This window comes from Streptomyces sp. NPDC055400 (assembly GCF_053644375.1).
In genome coordinates this window covers 33,096-47,888 of sequence record NZ_JBSHLM010000013.1, presented here as the reverse complement: position 1 = coordinate 47,888, position 14,793 = coordinate 33,096, and the positions used below count along the sequence as shown (strand labels likewise).

The window sequence follows — 14,793 nt, the reverse complement described above, 5'->3', positions numbered from 1 at the left end:
CCCTTGATACCAACAGGTGAATCGGCCCTCCACGGCGACGCGTCCGCTGCCTATCGTGCAGCCCATGACTGACTACGGGACTGTGCGTACGACGGAGAACGGGACTCGCCACGAACTCGCCCAGGTGAACATCGGCCGCCTCACCGCCCCGCTCGACTCGGAGCCGCTGAGAGACTTCGCGGAGGGACTCGATCCGGTGAACGCCGTCGCCGACGCGTCGGACGGGTTCGTGTGGCGTCTGAAGGACGACACCGGGGACGCGACGAGCATCCGGATCTTCGAAGACGCGTGGCTGCTGGTGAACATGTCGGTGTGGCGGGACACCATCGCGCTGACAGCGTTCATATACCAGGGGCAGCACCGTGAACTCCTCGCCCGCCGCCGGGAGTTCTTCCAGCGTCTCGACGAGGCGGTGACCGCCCTGTGGTGGGTGCCGGCCGGGCACCGGCCCACTGTCGCGGAGGCGGAGGAACGCCTGGTCCATCTGCGGACGCACGGTCCGACGCCGTACGCCTTCACTCTGCGTACGTCGTTCCCGGCGGGCGACGCCGGCCCCGAACCGGAGCCGGCGTCGGAGCCGGAGTCGGAGCCGGAGTCCGTCAGCCGATCGGCTTCCTGATCTCCGAACGGATCTTCGCCGCGGTCGCGGCCGCCGCGTCGAGGTCCACCTCGGAGGGGGCCTGAAGGGCGATCTCGGGGGTGATCTCGGCGACGGTGGCGCCGGTGTTCCCGTCGGCCCAGGCGCACATCGGGATGGTCGCCTGCTGCTTGGTGAGCACCTGACAGGTGATGGTGACGTCGGAGCCGGCCGGCTTGAAGTCCTTGGCGGGCACGGCGACTTCGGCGCCGTCGCTCTTGGCGGCGCCCTGCATCATGTTCTTGCGCGCCAGGTCGGTGTTCTTGAACCGGCCGTACATGCCGGAGATCACCACCCCCGCGTTCTTCTTGGCGGGGTCGGTCGCGGCGTACTGGCCGACGGCCGCCTTGGTGTCGCGTGCGTCCCAGGCGCCGTCCGCCTCGTCCTCGATCTCCTTGCCCTGGGTCCGGGACAGGTCCTCGGTGAGGGTGTACCTCCCGTCGAGAACGGTCTGCGGGATGGTCAGCTTGTACTCGGCCGCCGGGAAGCTCTTGTCGACCTCCGAGCCGAACATGGCGACCGCGACGATGCCGATGACGACGACGCCGAGCGCGCCACCGACGATGCCGAGAATCATCCCGACCCGCCGCTTCCTGGGCGGCGGGCCCATGGGGGCACCGCCCCATCCGGGGTAGGGGGCACCGCCCGGGTAGGGCTGCTGGGCGTACGGACCGGGCTGGCCCGGCTGGCCGTACGGGCCCGGCTGCTGCGGCGGACCGTAGGGGCCGGGCTGACCGTAGGGCGCGGCCGGGGGCTGCTGGCCGTACGGGCCGGGCTGGGGTGGCTGAGGCGTGGACACGTCAGCAAAATACTCCATGCGGGTGACACATCCCCACGCCCCGGACATCGGGGTGGGGCCCGCACTCGCCAGGCCCCGCTCAGGCGAGCCCTAGGGCTGCTGCGCGCCCTCCCCGATCGTCGACTCGACCTCCGCGACGCGCTCCAGTTCCTCCGCCGCGAAGCGTTCCGCGTCGAGCTTCTCGGCGATCTCCTCGTCCTGGGCCATGAGCTGGTCGAGGTTCGAGTGGCCCATCTCGAAGACGCCCATGTCGACGTACGCCTGCTGGAGGCGCTTGCCCCACAGGCCGATGTCCTTGACGCAGGGCACGATCCGGGAGAAGAGCAGCTGGCGGAAGAGGGCCAGGAACTCGGACTGCTCGCTGTACTCCTCGGCCTCGGCCTTGGAGATGCCGAAGTTCTCCAGGACCTCGACGCCGCGCAGCCGGTCGCGCATCAGGTAGCAGCCCTCGATGACGAACTCCTCGCGCTCGCGCAGTTCGGCGTCGGTGAGCTGCTTGTAGTAGTCACGCAGGGCCATCCGCCCGAAGGCCACATGGCGGGCCTCGTCCTGCATGACGTACGCGAGGATCTGCTGGGGCAGCGGCTTGTCCGTGGTGTCGCGGATCATGCCGAACGCGGCGAGCGCCAGGCCCTCGATGAGGACCTGCATGCCGAGGTAGGGCATGTCCCAGCGGGAGTCGCGCAGGGTGTCGCCGAGGAGCGACTGGAGGTTGTCGTTGATCGGGTAGAGCATCCCGACCTTCTCGTGCAGGAAGCGGCCGAAGATCTCCGCGTGCCGGGCCTCGTCCATGGTCTGGGTCGCCGAGTAGAACTTGGCGTCCATGTCGGGGACGGACTCGACGATGCGGGCGGCGCACACCATCGCGCCCTGCTCACCGTGCAGGAACTGGCTGAACTGCCAGGACGCGTAGTGCTTGCGCAGCTCGCCCTTGTCCCGGTCCGTCATCTTCGCCCAGTGCCGGGTGCCGTAGAGGGTCAGCGCCTCGTCGGGGGTGCCGAGCGGGTTGTGGGGATCGACCTCGAGGCCCCAGTCGATGCGCTTGGCACCGTCCCACTGCTTGTCCTTGCCCTTCTGGTAGAGCGCGAGGAGGCGTTCCCTGCCCTCGTCGTACTCCCAGCTGAATCGTGCCGAACCGGCCGCGGGTACTTGCCAGTTGAGCTCCTCGGGCGCCCTGGTGTACAGCTCATGCGTCGACATACAGGCAGGCTCACACGCTTGTGGACACCGGGTCAACAAGTCGCGCGCAAGGGATTGACGGCCTTGCTGACAAGCAGTCTCATAAGACGTGACCGCCGGTAACTACTGTGCCGCGGCGCACGTTTCCCGTACGACGAGGTGGGGACAGCCATGACGACCGTGACGGAAGCCGACGCGTTCGAGGGTCTGCGCGACGCGCTCGGGCTGCTCAAGGACCGCGAGCAGGTGGCCGAGCGCCTGCTCGACTCCTCCGCCAAGCACTCCTTCGACCCGGACAAGGAACTGGACTGGGATTCCCCCGACGTCGAGGGCCTTTGGTACTGGCCCCCGGAGCTCTGCTCGCTCTACGACACCCCCATGTGGAAGCGGATGCCGCAGGAGCAGCGCATCGAGCTCTCCAAGTACGAGGCCGCCTCCATGGCGTCCATGGGCGTCTGGTTCGAGATCATCCTGATGCAGCTCCTCGTACGGCACATCTACGACAAGTCGCTGACCAGCAGCCATGTGCGCTACGCCCTCACGGAGATCGCCGACGAGTGCCGGCACTCCATGATGTTCGCCCGCATGATCAAGAGGAGCGTCGGCGAGGGCTTCCCCATGCCGCGTATCCACCACAACCTGGGGCGCGTGCTCAAGACGATCTCCACGACGCCGGGATCCTTCTCGGCGACGCTGCTCGGCGAGGAGATCATCGACTGGATGCAGCGGATGACGTTCCCGGACGAGCGCGTCCAGCCGCTGGTGCGCGGCATCACCCGCATCCACGTCATCGAGGAGGCGCGGCACGTGCGCTACGCCCGCGAGGAGCTGCGCCGCCAGATGGTGGCGTGCGGCCCGACGGAGGCGGCGTACACCCGGATCGTGTGCGGCGAGGCCGCCCGCGTCATCTACACGGCGTTCCACAACCCGGCCGCCTACGAACGGGCGGGGCTCGACCCGAAGGAGGCACTGGCACAGGTCAAGGCCAGCGGCCACCGGCGCGAGATCATGCAGACCGGCGCCAAGCGCCTGACCGACTTCCTTGACGACATCGGGGTGTTGCGGGGCGTCGGCCGCAGGCTCTGGAAGTCGTCCGGACTGCTCGCCTGACCGCCACGCGGCAGAGCCGCACATCGATACAGCCTTGACGACATCGGGGTCATGCGGGGCGTCGGCCGCAGGCTCTGGAAGTCGTCCGGACTGCTCGCCTGACCGCCACGCGGTCCGGGCTCCTCGCCTGACCGCCACACGACCCGGGCCGCTCGCCCAGGACTGCGCCCGGGACCCGGCGGAGCGCCTCCGTACAGGACCCCCGCGCGAAAAGCCGGTTACGCTGCGGAACATGACCTCGGCACCCGGCACCCGCGCGTACCGACGGCTCAGCGTCGAGGAGCGTCGCAGCCAGCTCCTCGTCGCCGCGCTGTCCCTCTTCGCGCACCGGGCACCCGAGGAGGTGTCCCTCGACGACGTGGCGGAGGCGGCAGGTGTCTCGCGGCCGCTCGTCTACCGGTACTTCCCCGGCGGCAAGCAGCAGTTGTACGAGGCCGCGCTGCGCTCCGCGGCCGACGAGCTGGAGAAGTGCTTCGCGGAGCCGCAGGAAGGACCGCTGAGCGGCCGGCTCACGCGGGCCCTCGACCGCTACCTCGCGTTCGTGGACCAGCACGACATGGGGTTCGCCGCGCTGCTCCAGGGCGGCAGCGTGGTGGAGACGTCGCGGACGACGTCGATCGTGGACGGCGTGCGCAGGGCGGCCGCCGAGCACATCCTGAGCCATCTCGCCGTGGCGGACCCGGGTCCCCGGTTGCGGATGACCGTACGCATGTGGATCACGGCCGTGGAGGCGGCCTCGCTGATCTGGCTCGACGAGGACAAGAAGCCGCCGCTGGACGAGCTGCGCGACGGGCTCGTCGACCAGTTCATGGCCGTCCTCACGGCGACGGCGGGCCGCGACCCGCAGACCGCCGGGGCGGTGCGGCACGCGCTGGCCCTGGAGACGGCGGACGGGCCCGTGGGCCGGCTGGCCCGCCTGGTGCTGCCCGTGGTGAGCGACGCCGCGCACCTGCTGTGACACTGGTGCCGTGAAGAGCGAAGAGACGCCGTTCGTCGGCGGGCCGATGGACGGGCGGGTGCTGCCCGTGCTGCTGGGACCGACGGGGCATCCGCCGAAGGTGTACCGCATCCCGGTGCCGGGCCCCGACGGCTCCCCAGGCACGGTGCTCATCTACCGCCGGGTGCCGATGACCCCCGGCAAGATCCGGTTCGCCCACCGCTGGAAGTACGAGTACGACCCTTCTGGGCGCGACGACAGCGGGCCCCGGTGGCCCTGGTCCAAGCCGCGCTCATAGCACTCTTTTTGACGGATCACCTTCATGGAGTCCCCCGGCCGGGTGAGGTCCTTGGGCCGAACCGCCCAGCAGGAGGCGCGCGGGCGGGCGGACGTGTTGATGCTCACGGTGCGGGACGGACGGGCCGCCCCGCACCGGAGGTGATGACGTGTCAGAAAGCCTTCTGCGGTGGGCCTGTGCCGTGGCGGTGGCCTCAACGCTCGCGGCGCCGGGGCCCGCGTCCGCCGCACCCACACCGGCCCCCCAGCCCCTCCCCGCGCCCAACCGCACCTCCGTCACGACGCTCCTGACGGATCTTCAGCGCCTGTACCAGGATGCCGAGAAGGCCACCGAGAAGTACAACGCCACCGCCGAGAAGCTCAAGAAGCGCCGCAAGACGGCCGGTGACCTGGCTCGCAAGCTGGCCGCGGCCCGCACCTCGCTCCACGACAGCCGCGGCGCGGCAGGACGCCTCGCCCGCGAGCAGTACCAGGGCAGCAGCAACATCTCCCCCTACCTGCACCTGCTCCTCGCCCGCGACCCGCAGCACGCCCTCGACCAGGGCCATGTGATCCGGCGCGTGGCCCAGGAGCGCATGGCGACCGTGGACCGGCTCGTCGGCGGCGAGAAGCGCGCCGACGGCCTGGCGGCGCAGGCACGCAGGACGCTCGCCGAGCAGACCCGGCTGTCGGAGCGGCAGAAGAAGGACCGGGACGCTGTCCAGGCCCGCCTCAAGGACGTCGAGAGGGTGCTCGCCTCACTCCGCCCGGGTCAGCTCGCCGAGCTGACCCGCCTGGAGAACGCGGGGATGGCGAAGGCCCAGAAGACGTTCATGGCGTCGGGCGCGCTCAGTTCACAGCAGGCGCCGTCACGAGCCGGGGACGCCGCACTCGCGTACGCGGTGAAGCAGATCGGGAAGCCGTACGTGTGGGGCGCGGAAGGGCCCGCGGCGTTCGACTGCTCGGGGCTCACGTCGCAGGCGTGGGAGCACGCGGGCGAGGACATTCCCCGCACGTCGCAGGAGCAGTGGGCGAGACTGCCGCGCGTCCCGCTCAGCGAGCTGCGTCCCGGGGACCTCGTCGTGTACTTCCGCGAGGCGACGCACGTGGCGATGTACCTGGGCGACGGGATGGTGGTGCAGGCGCCGCGGCCGGGCGCGAAGGTCAAGGTGTCGCCGATCGCGGCCAACCCGCTGCTCGGCGCTGTCCGCCCCGATCAGGGAGACCCGTCGATGAAGGGCTACACCCCGCCGAAGCTGCCCGGGGGCGCGACGGGCGGCGACGACACCGGGTACGGCGCCGCGGGGGCGCCCACCGGCTGACCGGTGCGCGCCCCGCCGCGGATCAGCCGGAGACGGAGGCCAGATAGGCGTTCGTCTTCTCGGGCTCATAGAAGAAGTTCTCGAAGTCGGCCGGGTTGTTGAAGCCGTTCGCGAAGCGGTCGGCGACCGGCTGGAGCTGGCCGGCGGCGCCGATCAGGTTGAGGACGTGCTCCGGCGGGACGCCCAGCATCGCGTTGGTCCACTTCACGACGTGCTGCGCGGTGTCCCAGTAGCGGTCGAAGGTGGACTGCATCCACTCCTCGTCGAACGGCTTGTCGCCGTGCTCGGTGATCGAGTCGAGGTATGAGGCGGCGCACTTGGACGCCGAGTTCGAGCCCTGGCCCGTGATCGGGTCGTTGGCGACGACGACATCGGCGACACCGAGGACCGCGCCGCCGCCGGGCAGCCGCCCGATCGGGTTGCGGACGGTCGGCGCGTAACGGCCGGCGAGGGTCGCGTTGGCGTCGGTCAGCTCGACCTTCGTGGCGCGCGCGTACTCCCAGGGCGTGAACTTCTCCATCAGCTCCAGGGTGAGGGCCAGGTGCTCCGAGGGGTCCTTGACGCCCTTGAAGGCGTCCAGCGGACCGCCGGGGATGCCCTCCCAGAACAGGATGTCGGCGCGGCCCGAGGTGGTGAGGGTCGGCATGACGAACAGCTCGCCGACGCCGGGCACCAGGTTGCAGCGCACCGCGTCGAAGTCCGGGTGCTCGGGGCGGGGACCCATGCCGTGCACGTACGCGACGGCGAGCGCGCGCTGCGGCTCGGTGTACGGGGAGCGCGAGGCGTCGCGGCCGAACATCGAGACCAGCTCGCCCTTGCCGGCGGAGACGAGCACCAGGTCGTAGGTGCGGGCGAAGTAGTCGAGGTCGGAGACCGCGGCGCCGTGGATGACGAGCTGGCCGCCGCGCTGCGCGAACGTCTCCATCCAGCCGGCCATCTTCACGCGCTGGTCGACGGACTGCGCGTAGCCGTCGAGCTTGCCCACCCAGTCGATGGCGCGCTGCGAGGGTCCCGGGTCGAAGGAGCCGGGGGCGGCGACGGAGACGCCGAGGCCCTCGATCTTCGGGGCCTGGGACTCCCAGAAGTTCACCTGGAGGTCGCGCTCGTGCTGGAGCGCCGTGTCGAACATGCACTGCGTGGACATGACCCGGCCGGACCGGATCTCGTCCGCGGTGCGGTTGGACATCAGTGTGACCTCGTACCCGTTCGACTGGAGGCCGAGGGCGAGCTGGAGACCGGACTGTCCGGCTCCGACGACGAGTATCTTCCGCATGCGGGTGCCTCTTCTACTGCTGAGGGGTGGTGGCTATTCGGGGGTGGCGTCGAGCGCGTGGCCGACGAGGGCCAGGAGGGTCTCGACGACCGAGATGCGCTGCCGCGCGTCCATGATGAGGACGGGGATGTGCGGCGGCACCGTCAGTGCCTCGCGCACGTCGGCGGCGGCGAACTCGTCGGAGCCGTCGAAGTGGTTGACGGCGACGACGTACGGGAGCCCGCAGCTCTCGAAGTAGTCGAGGGCCGGGAAGCAGTCGGGCAGCCGCCGGGTGTCGGCGAGCACGACCGCGCCGATCGCGCCGCGCACCAGGTCGTCCCACATGAACCAGAAGCGCTGCTGCCCCGGCGTGCCGAAGAGGTAGAGCACCAGGTCGTCGTCGAGCGTGATCCGCCCGAAGTCCATGGCGACCGTGGTCGTGGTCTTGTCCGGGGTGGCGGTGAGGTCGTCGGTGTCCTCGCTCGCCTGGGTCATCAGCGCCTCGGTCTGGAGGGGCTGGATCTCCGAGACGGCGGTGACGAGGGTGGTCTTGCCGACGCCGAAGCCGCCGGCCACCACTATCTTCGTGGCGATCGGGGCGCGGGTGCGGTCCGTCTGCCAGGCCTGGAGCTCTTCCTGGGGCTCGAAGGCGATGGCTTCACGGCCGGACGACGGCTGGGCAGGTACGAAGGCGGGCGTGACGCCCTCAGTGACGCCTTCAGAGACGACGGAGTCCACTCAGCACCCTTTCAAGCAGTGCGCGGTCCGGCTGGCCCGGGCCGTGGCCGGTTCCGTAAACGCGGATCTTTCCCTGGTCGGCGAGGTCGCTGAGCAGTACGCGGACCACGCCGAGGGGCATCTTCAGGAGCGCGGCGATCTCGGCGACCGTGCGCATGCGGCGGCACAGCTCCACGATCGCCCGCATCTCCGGCATGATCCGCGTCGAGAGCGTGCCCTGGCCTATCTCGAGGCGTTCCTCGGGCGCTTCGAGCGCGGCGACGAATGTCTCGACGAGCAGCACATGGCCGAAGCGGGTGCGGCCGCCGGTGAGCGAGTAGGGGCGCACCCGGGCCGGCTTGCGGTCGCCGCCCCGGGTGGGAAGTTTCGGGCCGCCGGTACTGAGGTTCGTGATGCTGCTGCTCACTTGGCGTTCTCCATCGACTGGCGCAGTTCACTGCGGAGTTCGGGCGTGAGGACGTGCCCGGCACGGCCGACGAAGAGCGCCATGTGGTAGGCGACGACGCTCATGTCGCAGTCCGGGGTGGCGTGCACGCCGAGCAGTGAGCCGTCGCTGATGGACATGACGAAGAGGCTGCCTTCCTCCATCGCGACCATGGTCTGCTTGACGCTGCCGCCGTCCATCAGCTTGGCGGCGCCGATGGTGAGGCTGCCGACGCCGGACACGATCGTGGCCAGGTCGGCGCTGGACCCCTTGGGCCCGCCGCTGTGGTCGGCAGGGCGCTCAGCGTTCCTGCCGGGGTCGGAGGAGAGCAGGAGCAGCCCGTCGGAGGAGACGACCGCGACCGAGAGGAGCCCTGGCACCTCCTCCACCAGATTGGTCAGCAGCCAGTGCAGGTTGCGGGCTTCGGTGCTCAGTCCGAATCCAGGGGTGGACGCACTCGGCGTGCGACTGGGCGCAGTCAACTGCTTGCCTCCTCGACTGTGTCCCCCTTGGGTTCTGCGGTCCGGTCCGTCCCGCCGATCTCGGCCTCGACGTCCCGCCGGCCCTTGTTGGCCCCCTGGTGGAACCCGCCGAGCCTGCGGCGCAGGGCGTCGGCGTCGACGGATCCGGTACGCGGCGCCGCGGCGGGCGCGGGGGCCGAGATCCTGGGGGTCCTCTTGGGCAGGCCCTTGTCCGTGACCCGCTCCCACTGGGGGGTGCGGGCCGCGGGGATCACGGGCTCGCCCGCCGCCTCGGGGGCGGGAGGCGTGTCGGCCTTGGGCCGGGTGGGCAGGCCCGGGGTGCCGCTGGTCTGCCCGGCGCCCGTCTCGTCGGCGACCCGGTCGTGCGCGGGCTCGTCGTCGAGGTGCAGGGTCTGGGGCGCGGGCGCAGGCTCGGGGGCTGGTGCCGGTACGGGTGCCGGGTCGACGGCGGGTACCGGTTCCGGGTCGACGGCGGGGATCGGCGCCATCAGCGTCATGGTCGTCTCGGCGGGCGACTCGGCCGGGACCGCGGGCTTCGTGAGCTCCGGGTCGGGTTCCGCCACCGGTGCAGGGGCTTCGGCGTCCGTCCCCGCTTCGCGTACGGCGTGCTCCGCCGCGGCGATCAGCGGGTCGTGGCCGTCCTTGGAACGGCCGCTCAGGACATTGGAGTTGGCCTCGGCCTCGGATCCGGGCAGGTGCACGGCGGGTGCGGCGCCCGCCACCGGGACCCGCGGCGGCACGGCTGCCGCGGGGGCCGCCGCGAGGAGCGCCCTGGGCAGTACGACGACGACGGCGATCCCGCCCTGCTTCTGCTCGCGCAGCTGCACCCGCACGCCGTGGCGCGCGGCGAGCCGGGCCACGACGTACAGGCCGAGGCCGAGTCCGTCGCCGTCCTCGGGGTCGAACATCTCGTCGTCCGCGAACGCGGCGAGGCGGGCGTTGAGCTCCTTCATCCGCTCGTCGGTCATGCCGATGCCCTCGTCCTGGACGGAGAGCATGACCTCGCCGCTCTCCAGGAGCCAGCCGGACACCTCGACGGAGGCGTCGGGCGGCGAGAACGACGTGGCGTTCTCCAGGACTTCGGCGACGAGGTGGCTGACGTCGTCGGCGGCGAAGCCGGCGAGGTGCGCGTGCGGCGGGAGCGCGGAGATCCGGACCCGTTCGTAGCGCTCGATCTCGCTGACGGCGGCGCGCACGACGTCGACCAGCGGGACGGCGCCCGGGTTTCCGTGGCCGTGCTCGGCGCCGGCGAGTACGAGCAGGTTCTCGCTGTGCCGCCGCATGACGGTGGCGAAGTGGTCGAGCTTGAAGAGGGTCGCGAGGCGCTCGGGGTCCTGCTCGCGCTCCTCCAGGTTCTCGATGACGCCGAGCTGGCGCTCCACGAGGCCGAGGGTGCGCAGGGCGAGGTTCACGAACGTGCCGTGGATGCTGTGCCGGACCCGGTCCAGGTGGGCCGCGGCCGAGGCGAGTTCGGCGCGCAGCTTCTCGCGCTCGTCGGCCATGGTCGCGCGCTGGCCGATCAGGTGCTTGCGGTCGGCCTCCAGCGTGGTGAGGCGCTCGTGGAGGCCGAGTGCGTGCGCGTGCAGGGCGTTGACGGACCGTACGACCTGGGAGAACTCGTCGTTGCGGCCGGTGAACTTGACCGGCTCCTCGCTCGCCGGGTCCCCCGCGAGGCGGGCCGAGCCGAGGCGGAGCACCGCGAGCGGCCTGGTCAGTGTGCGGGCCGTGGCCATCGAGACGCCGACGGCGACGAGCAGGCACAGACCGGCCAGCGCGATGCGGACCTCGAGCGCGTTGACGTCGTCGTCGCGCAGCAGGGCGAGGTCCTTGGTGCGCCGGTCGTAGAGGGACGACTCGGCGCCGCGCATCAGGTCGATACGGGCGGACAGCGCGGCGTCGATGTTCTTGGGGCTTGCGGAGAGGTCTCCGGCGGACAGCGTGGGCTCGTCGGTGAGGGCGGCCAGGTACTTGTCGGCCTTGGTGACGTCGGGCCCGGTGACCGTGGCGCCGTAGGAGGAGACGGACGCGGACGGGGCGGCGTCCTCGAAGTCGGCGAGCGCGGCCTGTTCGCGTACGTGGGCCTGCTGGGCGGCGGCGCTCAGGGCGTCGCGCTCCTTGCCGTCGGCGGAGTCCTGGGAGACGACCGTCTTCGGGAGTCCGGTGACCGGGTCGATGACCGTGGACGTCTGGCTGGAGCGCGGCACGGCGAGCGCGGCGAGCAGGAGTCCGCGGGCGGCGGAAGCCTGTTCGACGGCCCGGTCGAGGTCGGCGAAGGCGTGTGCTCCGGAACCCGCGCGGGGCGGGGTGCTCTCGGCGAGCTGCTCGGCGGTGCTGTGCAGCTCGTTGATCGCGTCGGAGTACGCCTTGTGCGCCTCGAGGGCGCTGCCCTTGCCGGTGAGCGCGGCCCGGCGGACGGCCGCGATGCCGGAGAGGTCGCGTTGCAGAGGGGCCGGTGCGTCGGTGCGGAGCTCTTCGAGCTGCCGGTCGACGCGGGCGCTGCGGCTCTCGGAGAGCCCCTGTCCCTTGGGGCGCCCGGCGGCGATGAAGGCGGTGACCTCGTCGCGCTCGTCGGCCAGGGAGTGGGAGAGCGTGACGGTCTGCTGGGTCCGCGCCGCGAGGTCGACGAGCTCCTGGGAGTCGCCGACCTGCCCCGACGCGGTCATGAGGGCGGGTGCGGCGGCACCGGCGATGGCCGCGGCGACTACCGCCACGGCGATGATGAGCCGGTTGCGCACCCGCGCGGGGCGTCGCCCTCCGGGGTCGGCGGGGGTGCCCGCCGGGGCCTGCGCGGCGGGTCCCGCGGGAGCCGTCGTGCGCCCCTCGTCCGCTTCGGAGGCCGCTTGCTTGCCCTTGCGTCGAGGCCGCATCTTCCGCACCGGTGCTCGCATTCCTGACTCGTCTACCCATGGGCCCGGGTGACGATCTGTCAACGCGCGCGCCCCCCTGGAATGGCTCCTGACCATTCCAGTGCCGGTGAGCAGTGGTCGCGCATCACCTAGCCAGCCACCCGAAGGAGTGAACATCGAGCGGGAGTTGGCGAGCAAGTCCCGGTGGCATGGGCACGGAGCCCGAACGGGGCGCCGGTTGGACGTCTCTCACAGGCTTTGGCAAGATGCCCCGCCACTCTCCGGCGGAGTTGATCATTCCGGTCGAAACCAGGCGCCTGACCTGCCGATGCGGCTCAACTCACGGCTCAACGGGCCTCTTGTGAAGGGCTCGTGCAGACTGGCCGGATGCGCATCGAACTCGCGACGGAGCCCGGAAACCCCGACCGGCCCAACGAGGACTTCGCCTCGGCGGCCGTTCCCGCCTCCGGACAGGGGGGAACGCTGGTGGTCCTGGACGGGGTCACACCACCCAGGGGCGAGACCGGCTGTCTGCATTCGGTCCCCTGGTTCACGTCCCGGCTCGGCGGCGCATTGGGTGAACTGTCCGTTTCACGCCGGGATATGACGTTGACCGCCGTCCTCGCCGAGGCAATCCGGCGCACCGCCGACACCCATCGGCGGACATGTGACCTTTCTCACCCGCGTACGCCTCAGGCAACCGTGGTCCTGGCGCGGTGGGACGCCGAACGGGTCGAGCATCTGGTGCTGTCCGACTCGGTGTTGCTGGTCGAGGACGTGTCCGGCTCGGTGACGGCGCTGGTGGACGACCGGCTCGACCGTGTGCCGCGCTCCTCCCTCGTCTCGGACGAGGTGGCCGACGCGACGGTGCGCAACAAGGAGGGCGGCTTCTTCACGGCCGCCGCCGATCCCTCGGCCGCCGCCCGCGCGGTCACCGGCGAACTCCCCCGCGCGCGGGTGCGCACGCTCGTGGCGCTGACCGACGGAGTCACGCGCTGGGTCGAGAAGTTCCGCGAAGGCGACTGGGCGGACCTGTTCGCGCTCGTCCGCAAGGAGGGCGCGCACGCGGCGCTCGCGCGCGTACGGGCCCTGGAGGACGCGGACGAGCAGGACCGGGTCTTCCTGCGGCGCAGCAAGACCCATGACGACGCGACGGCGGTGTACGTGGAGCTGCAGGGGACCGAACGCAGGCCCTAGCTCTCGGCACCGGCGTTCAACTGATGCAGCAGCCGGGCCAGTTCCGCCACCTCGGTGCGGTCCCAGCCCGCGAGCTGGCGTACGTACGTGGCCCGGCGGGCGTCGCGCACCTGGCGGAAGTTGGCGCGGCCCTCCTCGGTGAGGTGGACGAGCCAGGCGCGGCCGTCGGCGGGGTCCGGCTCGCGCGCGACGAGTCCGAGGTGCTCCAGGGCGCGCAGCTGCCGGCTCATGGTGGCCTTGCCGACGCCGACGTACGCGGCGAGTTCGGTGGCCCGCTGCCGGCCGCACTCCTCGAGGCGCGCGAGAAGTCCGTAGGCGGCGGGTTCGAGGTCCGGGTGGACGGCACGCGCCATCTCGCCGGAGGAGGCGCGGGCCCGCCGGAGGAAGACCGTCAACTCCCTCTCCAGGGACAAGAATTCGTGGTCCACACCACTCTCCGTCGCGTCGGATTCGGCGCCCGGCCGCGCGCCGTTCCCGTCCTCGTGCACGTCAGCGCCCATGCCAGAGTTTCCCGTTCCTGAAAGTTTCCGCCATTCGCGGCCATTGCCGCAGCTCCGCCAGTATTTCGCAGGAGTAGACCAACGGCAGCATCCGGGCCCCCTTCCCTCCCGGCGGTCTACGTGCGTAGCTTCATTGGTGACATGTCCACACCAGCGACATGTCGACAGATCCCCCCACCGAGCTCGCAGAAGCTCAACGAGGCCTTCGGAGGCACGCAATGCCCGTGCACAGATCCGGAACCGTCCGCCGCCCGCGCCTGAGGCGCATCCCGGCGGCCGGAGTCATCCTCGCAGCGCTCTCGCTGCTGTTCACCCTGCCCACCGCGGCCCAGGCCGCCGACGTCCCCGCCCGTGGCTCCGCCACGATGGGCATGGGCGTCGCCGAGCACGACGGTCAGGGCGGTCTGCCCACCGACAACAAGGCGGTCCAGACCGAGGGCGTGGACACCAGCAGCCACAACGGCAACGTGGCCTGGTCAACGCTCTGGAACAGCGGCGTGAAGTGGGCCTACGTCAAGGCCACGGAGGGCACGTACTACACGAACCCCTACTTCGCCCAGCAGTACAACGGCTCGTACAACGTCGGCATGATCCGCGGCGCGTACCACTTCGCGACCCCGGACACGACGACCGGCGCCACCCAGGCCAACTACTTCGTGGACCACGGAGGCGGCTGGTCCCAGGACGGCAGGACCCTGCCGGGCGCGCTCGACATCGAGTGGAACCCGTACGGCGCGGCCTGTTACGGCAAGACCGCGGCCGGAATGGTCAGCTGGATCCGTGACTTCGTGAACCAGTACAAGGCCCGCACCGGCCGCGACGCCGTGATCTACACGGCGACGAGCTGGTGGACCCAGTGCACCGGCAACTCCAGCGCCTTCGGGGCGACCAACCCGCTCTGGATCGCCCGCTACAACACCGACCCGGGCGCGCTCCCGGCCGGCTGGGGCTTCTACACGATGTGGCAGTACACGTCGTCCGGCCCGACGGTCGGCGACCACAGCAAGTTCAACGGCGCCTACGACCGACTGCAGGCACTGGCCAACGGCTGAGCCCGCGAGCGAACGAAGAGCGGCCGGGCTCCCCCAGGGGTC

15 protein-coding genes are annotated in these 14,793 nt (G+C 70.9%); 7 read left to right on the top strand and 8 right to left on the bottom strand.

Translation table 11 applies throughout. The features are described from left to right. Positions 1-64: 64 nt before the first annotated feature. On the top strand, positions 65-619 hold the full coding sequence (locus ACWIGU_RS30455; RefSeq protein ID WP_454404910.1) for a DUF3291 domain-containing protein: 555 nt from the start codon (positions 65-67) through the stop codon (positions 617-619). Here ACWIGU_RS30455 and ACWIGU_RS30450 read toward each other — a convergent pair. Both ACWIGU_RS30450 and ACWIGU_RS30445 read right to left on the bottom strand, forming a co-directional pair. Further along, positions 600-1,436 carry a hypothetical protein gene (locus ACWIGU_RS30450; RefSeq protein WP_454404909.1) on the bottom strand — a complete coding sequence of 279 codons (837 nt, stop codon included), beginning with the start codon at positions 1,434-1,436 and terminating at the stop codon, positions 600-602. The genes ACWIGU_RS30455 and ACWIGU_RS30450 overlap by 20 nt on opposite strands. Positions 1,437-1,526: 90 nt before the next feature. Beyond that, positions 1,527-2,636, bottom strand: a complete 1,110-nt coding sequence (locus ACWIGU_RS30445) for a ferritin-like domain-containing protein (protein WP_454404908.1) — start codon at positions 2,634-2,636, stop codon at positions 1,527-1,529. A gap of 150 nt (positions 2,637-2,786) precedes the next feature. On the opposite strand from ACWIGU_RS30445, the gene ACWIGU_RS30440 reads away from it, so the two are divergent. The 4 genes from ACWIGU_RS30440 (at position 2,787) to ACWIGU_RS30425 (ending at position 6,260) form a co-directional block, all read left to right on the top strand. Beyond that, positions 2,787-3,725 (top strand): AurF N-oxygenase family protein, encoded by a 939-nt coding sequence (locus ACWIGU_RS30440; RefSeq protein WP_454404907.1) that lies wholly within the window; start codon positions 2,787-2,789, stop codon positions 3,723-3,725. A gap of 232 nt (positions 3,726-3,957) precedes the next feature. Beyond that, a complete protein-coding gene (locus tag ACWIGU_RS30435; RefSeq protein WP_356282661.1) occupies positions 3,958-4,683 on the top strand; it encodes a TetR/AcrR family transcriptional regulator in 726 nt (241 codons plus the stop codon). A 10-nt stretch (positions 4,684-4,693) separates the two neighbouring features. Further along, positions 4,694-4,960, top strand: coding sequence for a hypothetical protein (locus ACWIGU_RS30430; protein ID WP_454404906.1), 267 nt, complete (start codon positions 4,694-4,696; stop codon positions 4,958-4,960). A gap of 148 nt (positions 4,961-5,108) precedes the next feature. Continuing rightward, positions 5,109-6,260 carry an NlpC/P60 family protein gene (locus tag ACWIGU_RS30425; protein ID WP_454404905.1) on the top strand — a complete coding sequence of 384 codons (1,152 nt, stop codon included), beginning with the start codon at positions 5,109-5,111 and terminating at the stop codon, positions 6,258-6,260. Positions 6,261-6,282: 22 nt separating this feature from the next. On the opposite strand, the gene ACWIGU_RS30420 is transcribed toward ACWIGU_RS30425, so the two are convergent. The 5 genes from ACWIGU_RS30420 to ACWIGU_RS30400 form a co-directional block, all read right to left on the bottom strand. Beyond that, entirely contained in the window at positions 6,283-7,533 is a 1,251-nt protein-coding gene (locus ACWIGU_RS30420; RefSeq protein WP_454404904.1) for a styrene monooxygenase/indole monooxygenase family protein, read from the bottom strand. 33 nt (positions 7,534-7,566) lie between these two features. Next, entirely contained in the window at positions 7,567-8,166 is a 600-nt protein-coding gene (locus ACWIGU_RS30415) for a GTP-binding protein (RefSeq protein ID WP_382476643.1), read from the bottom strand. Positions 8,167-8,230: 64 nt separating this feature from the next. Next, positions 8,231-8,656 carry a DUF742 domain-containing protein gene (locus tag ACWIGU_RS30410; protein ID WP_240654277.1) on the bottom strand — a complete coding sequence of 142 codons (426 nt, stop codon included), beginning with the start codon at positions 8,654-8,656 and terminating at the stop codon, positions 8,231-8,233. Continuing rightward, a complete protein-coding gene (locus tag ACWIGU_RS30405; protein ID WP_454404903.1) occupies positions 8,653-9,156 on the bottom strand; it encodes a roadblock/LC7 domain-containing protein in 504 nt (167 codons plus the stop codon). The genes ACWIGU_RS30410 and ACWIGU_RS30405 overlap by 4 nt, the downstream gene beginning before the upstream one ends. After that, positions 9,153-12,044 (bottom strand): sensor histidine kinase, encoded by a 2,892-nt coding sequence (locus ACWIGU_RS30400; RefSeq protein ID WP_454404902.1) that lies wholly within the window; start codon positions 12,042-12,044, stop codon positions 9,153-9,155. The genes ACWIGU_RS30405 and ACWIGU_RS30400 overlap by 4 nt, the downstream gene beginning before the upstream one ends. A gap of 345 nt (positions 12,045-12,389) precedes the next feature. Between ACWIGU_RS30400 and ACWIGU_RS30395 the strand changes: the two genes are divergently transcribed. After that, positions 12,390-13,199 (top strand): protein phosphatase 2C domain-containing protein, encoded by an 810-nt coding sequence (locus tag ACWIGU_RS30395; protein ID WP_454404901.1) that lies wholly within the window; start codon positions 12,390-12,392, stop codon positions 13,197-13,199. Here the strand turns inward: ACWIGU_RS30395 and ACWIGU_RS30390 are convergent. After that, positions 13,196-13,699, bottom strand: a complete 504-nt coding sequence (locus tag ACWIGU_RS30390) for a MarR family winged helix-turn-helix transcriptional regulator (RefSeq protein ID WP_454404900.1) — start codon at positions 13,697-13,699, stop codon at positions 13,196-13,198. The two genes, ACWIGU_RS30395 and ACWIGU_RS30390, sit on opposite strands and share 4 nt — an antisense overlap. 218 nt (positions 13,700-13,917) lie before the next feature. On the opposite strand from ACWIGU_RS30390, the gene ACWIGU_RS30385 reads away from it, so the two are divergent. Further along, complete coding sequence (locus ACWIGU_RS30385) at positions 13,918-14,751, top strand: lysozyme (protein WP_454404899.1); 834 nt, start codon at positions 13,918-13,920, stop codon at positions 14,749-14,751. Positions 14,752-14,793 lie beyond the last annotated feature (42 nt).

What these genes read in the sequence shown, in the direction of transcription:
- ACWIGU_RS30455 (WP_454404910.1), top strand. Translation starts at nt 65, where the DNA reads ATGACTGACTACGGGACTGTGCGTACGACGGAGAACGGGACTCGCCAC.
- ACWIGU_RS30445 (WP_454404908.1), bottom strand. Translation starts at nt 2,636, where the DNA reads ATGTCGACGCATGAGCTGTACACCAGGGCGCCCGAGGAGCTCAACTGG.
- ACWIGU_RS30440 (WP_454404907.1), top strand. Translation starts at nt 2,787, where the DNA reads ATGACGACCGTGACGGAAGCCGACGCGTTCGAGGGTCTGCGCGACGCG.
- ACWIGU_RS30435 (WP_356282661.1), top strand. Translation starts at nt 3,958, where the DNA reads ATGACCTCGGCACCCGGCACCCGCGCGTACCGACGGCTCAGCGTCGAG.
- ACWIGU_RS30420 (WP_454404904.1), bottom strand. Translation starts at nt 7,533, where the DNA reads ATGCGGAAGATACTCGTCGTCGGAGCCGGACAGTCCGGTCTCCAGCTC.
- ACWIGU_RS30400 (WP_454404902.1), bottom strand. Translation starts at nt 12,044, where the DNA reads ATGCGAGCACCGGTGCGGAAGATGCGGCCTCGACGCAAGGGCAAGCAA.
- ACWIGU_RS30395 (WP_454404901.1), top strand. Translation starts at nt 12,390, where the DNA reads ATGCGCATCGAACTCGCGACGGAGCCCGGAAACCCCGACCGGCCCAAC.
- ACWIGU_RS30390 (WP_454404900.1), bottom strand. Translation starts at nt 13,699, where the DNA reads ATGGGCGCTGACGTGCACGAGGACGGGAACGGCGCGCGGCCGGGCGCC.
- ACWIGU_RS30385 (WP_454404899.1), top strand. Translation starts at nt 13,918, where the DNA reads ATGCCCGTGCACAGATCCGGAACCGTCCGCCGCCCGCGCCTGAGGCGC.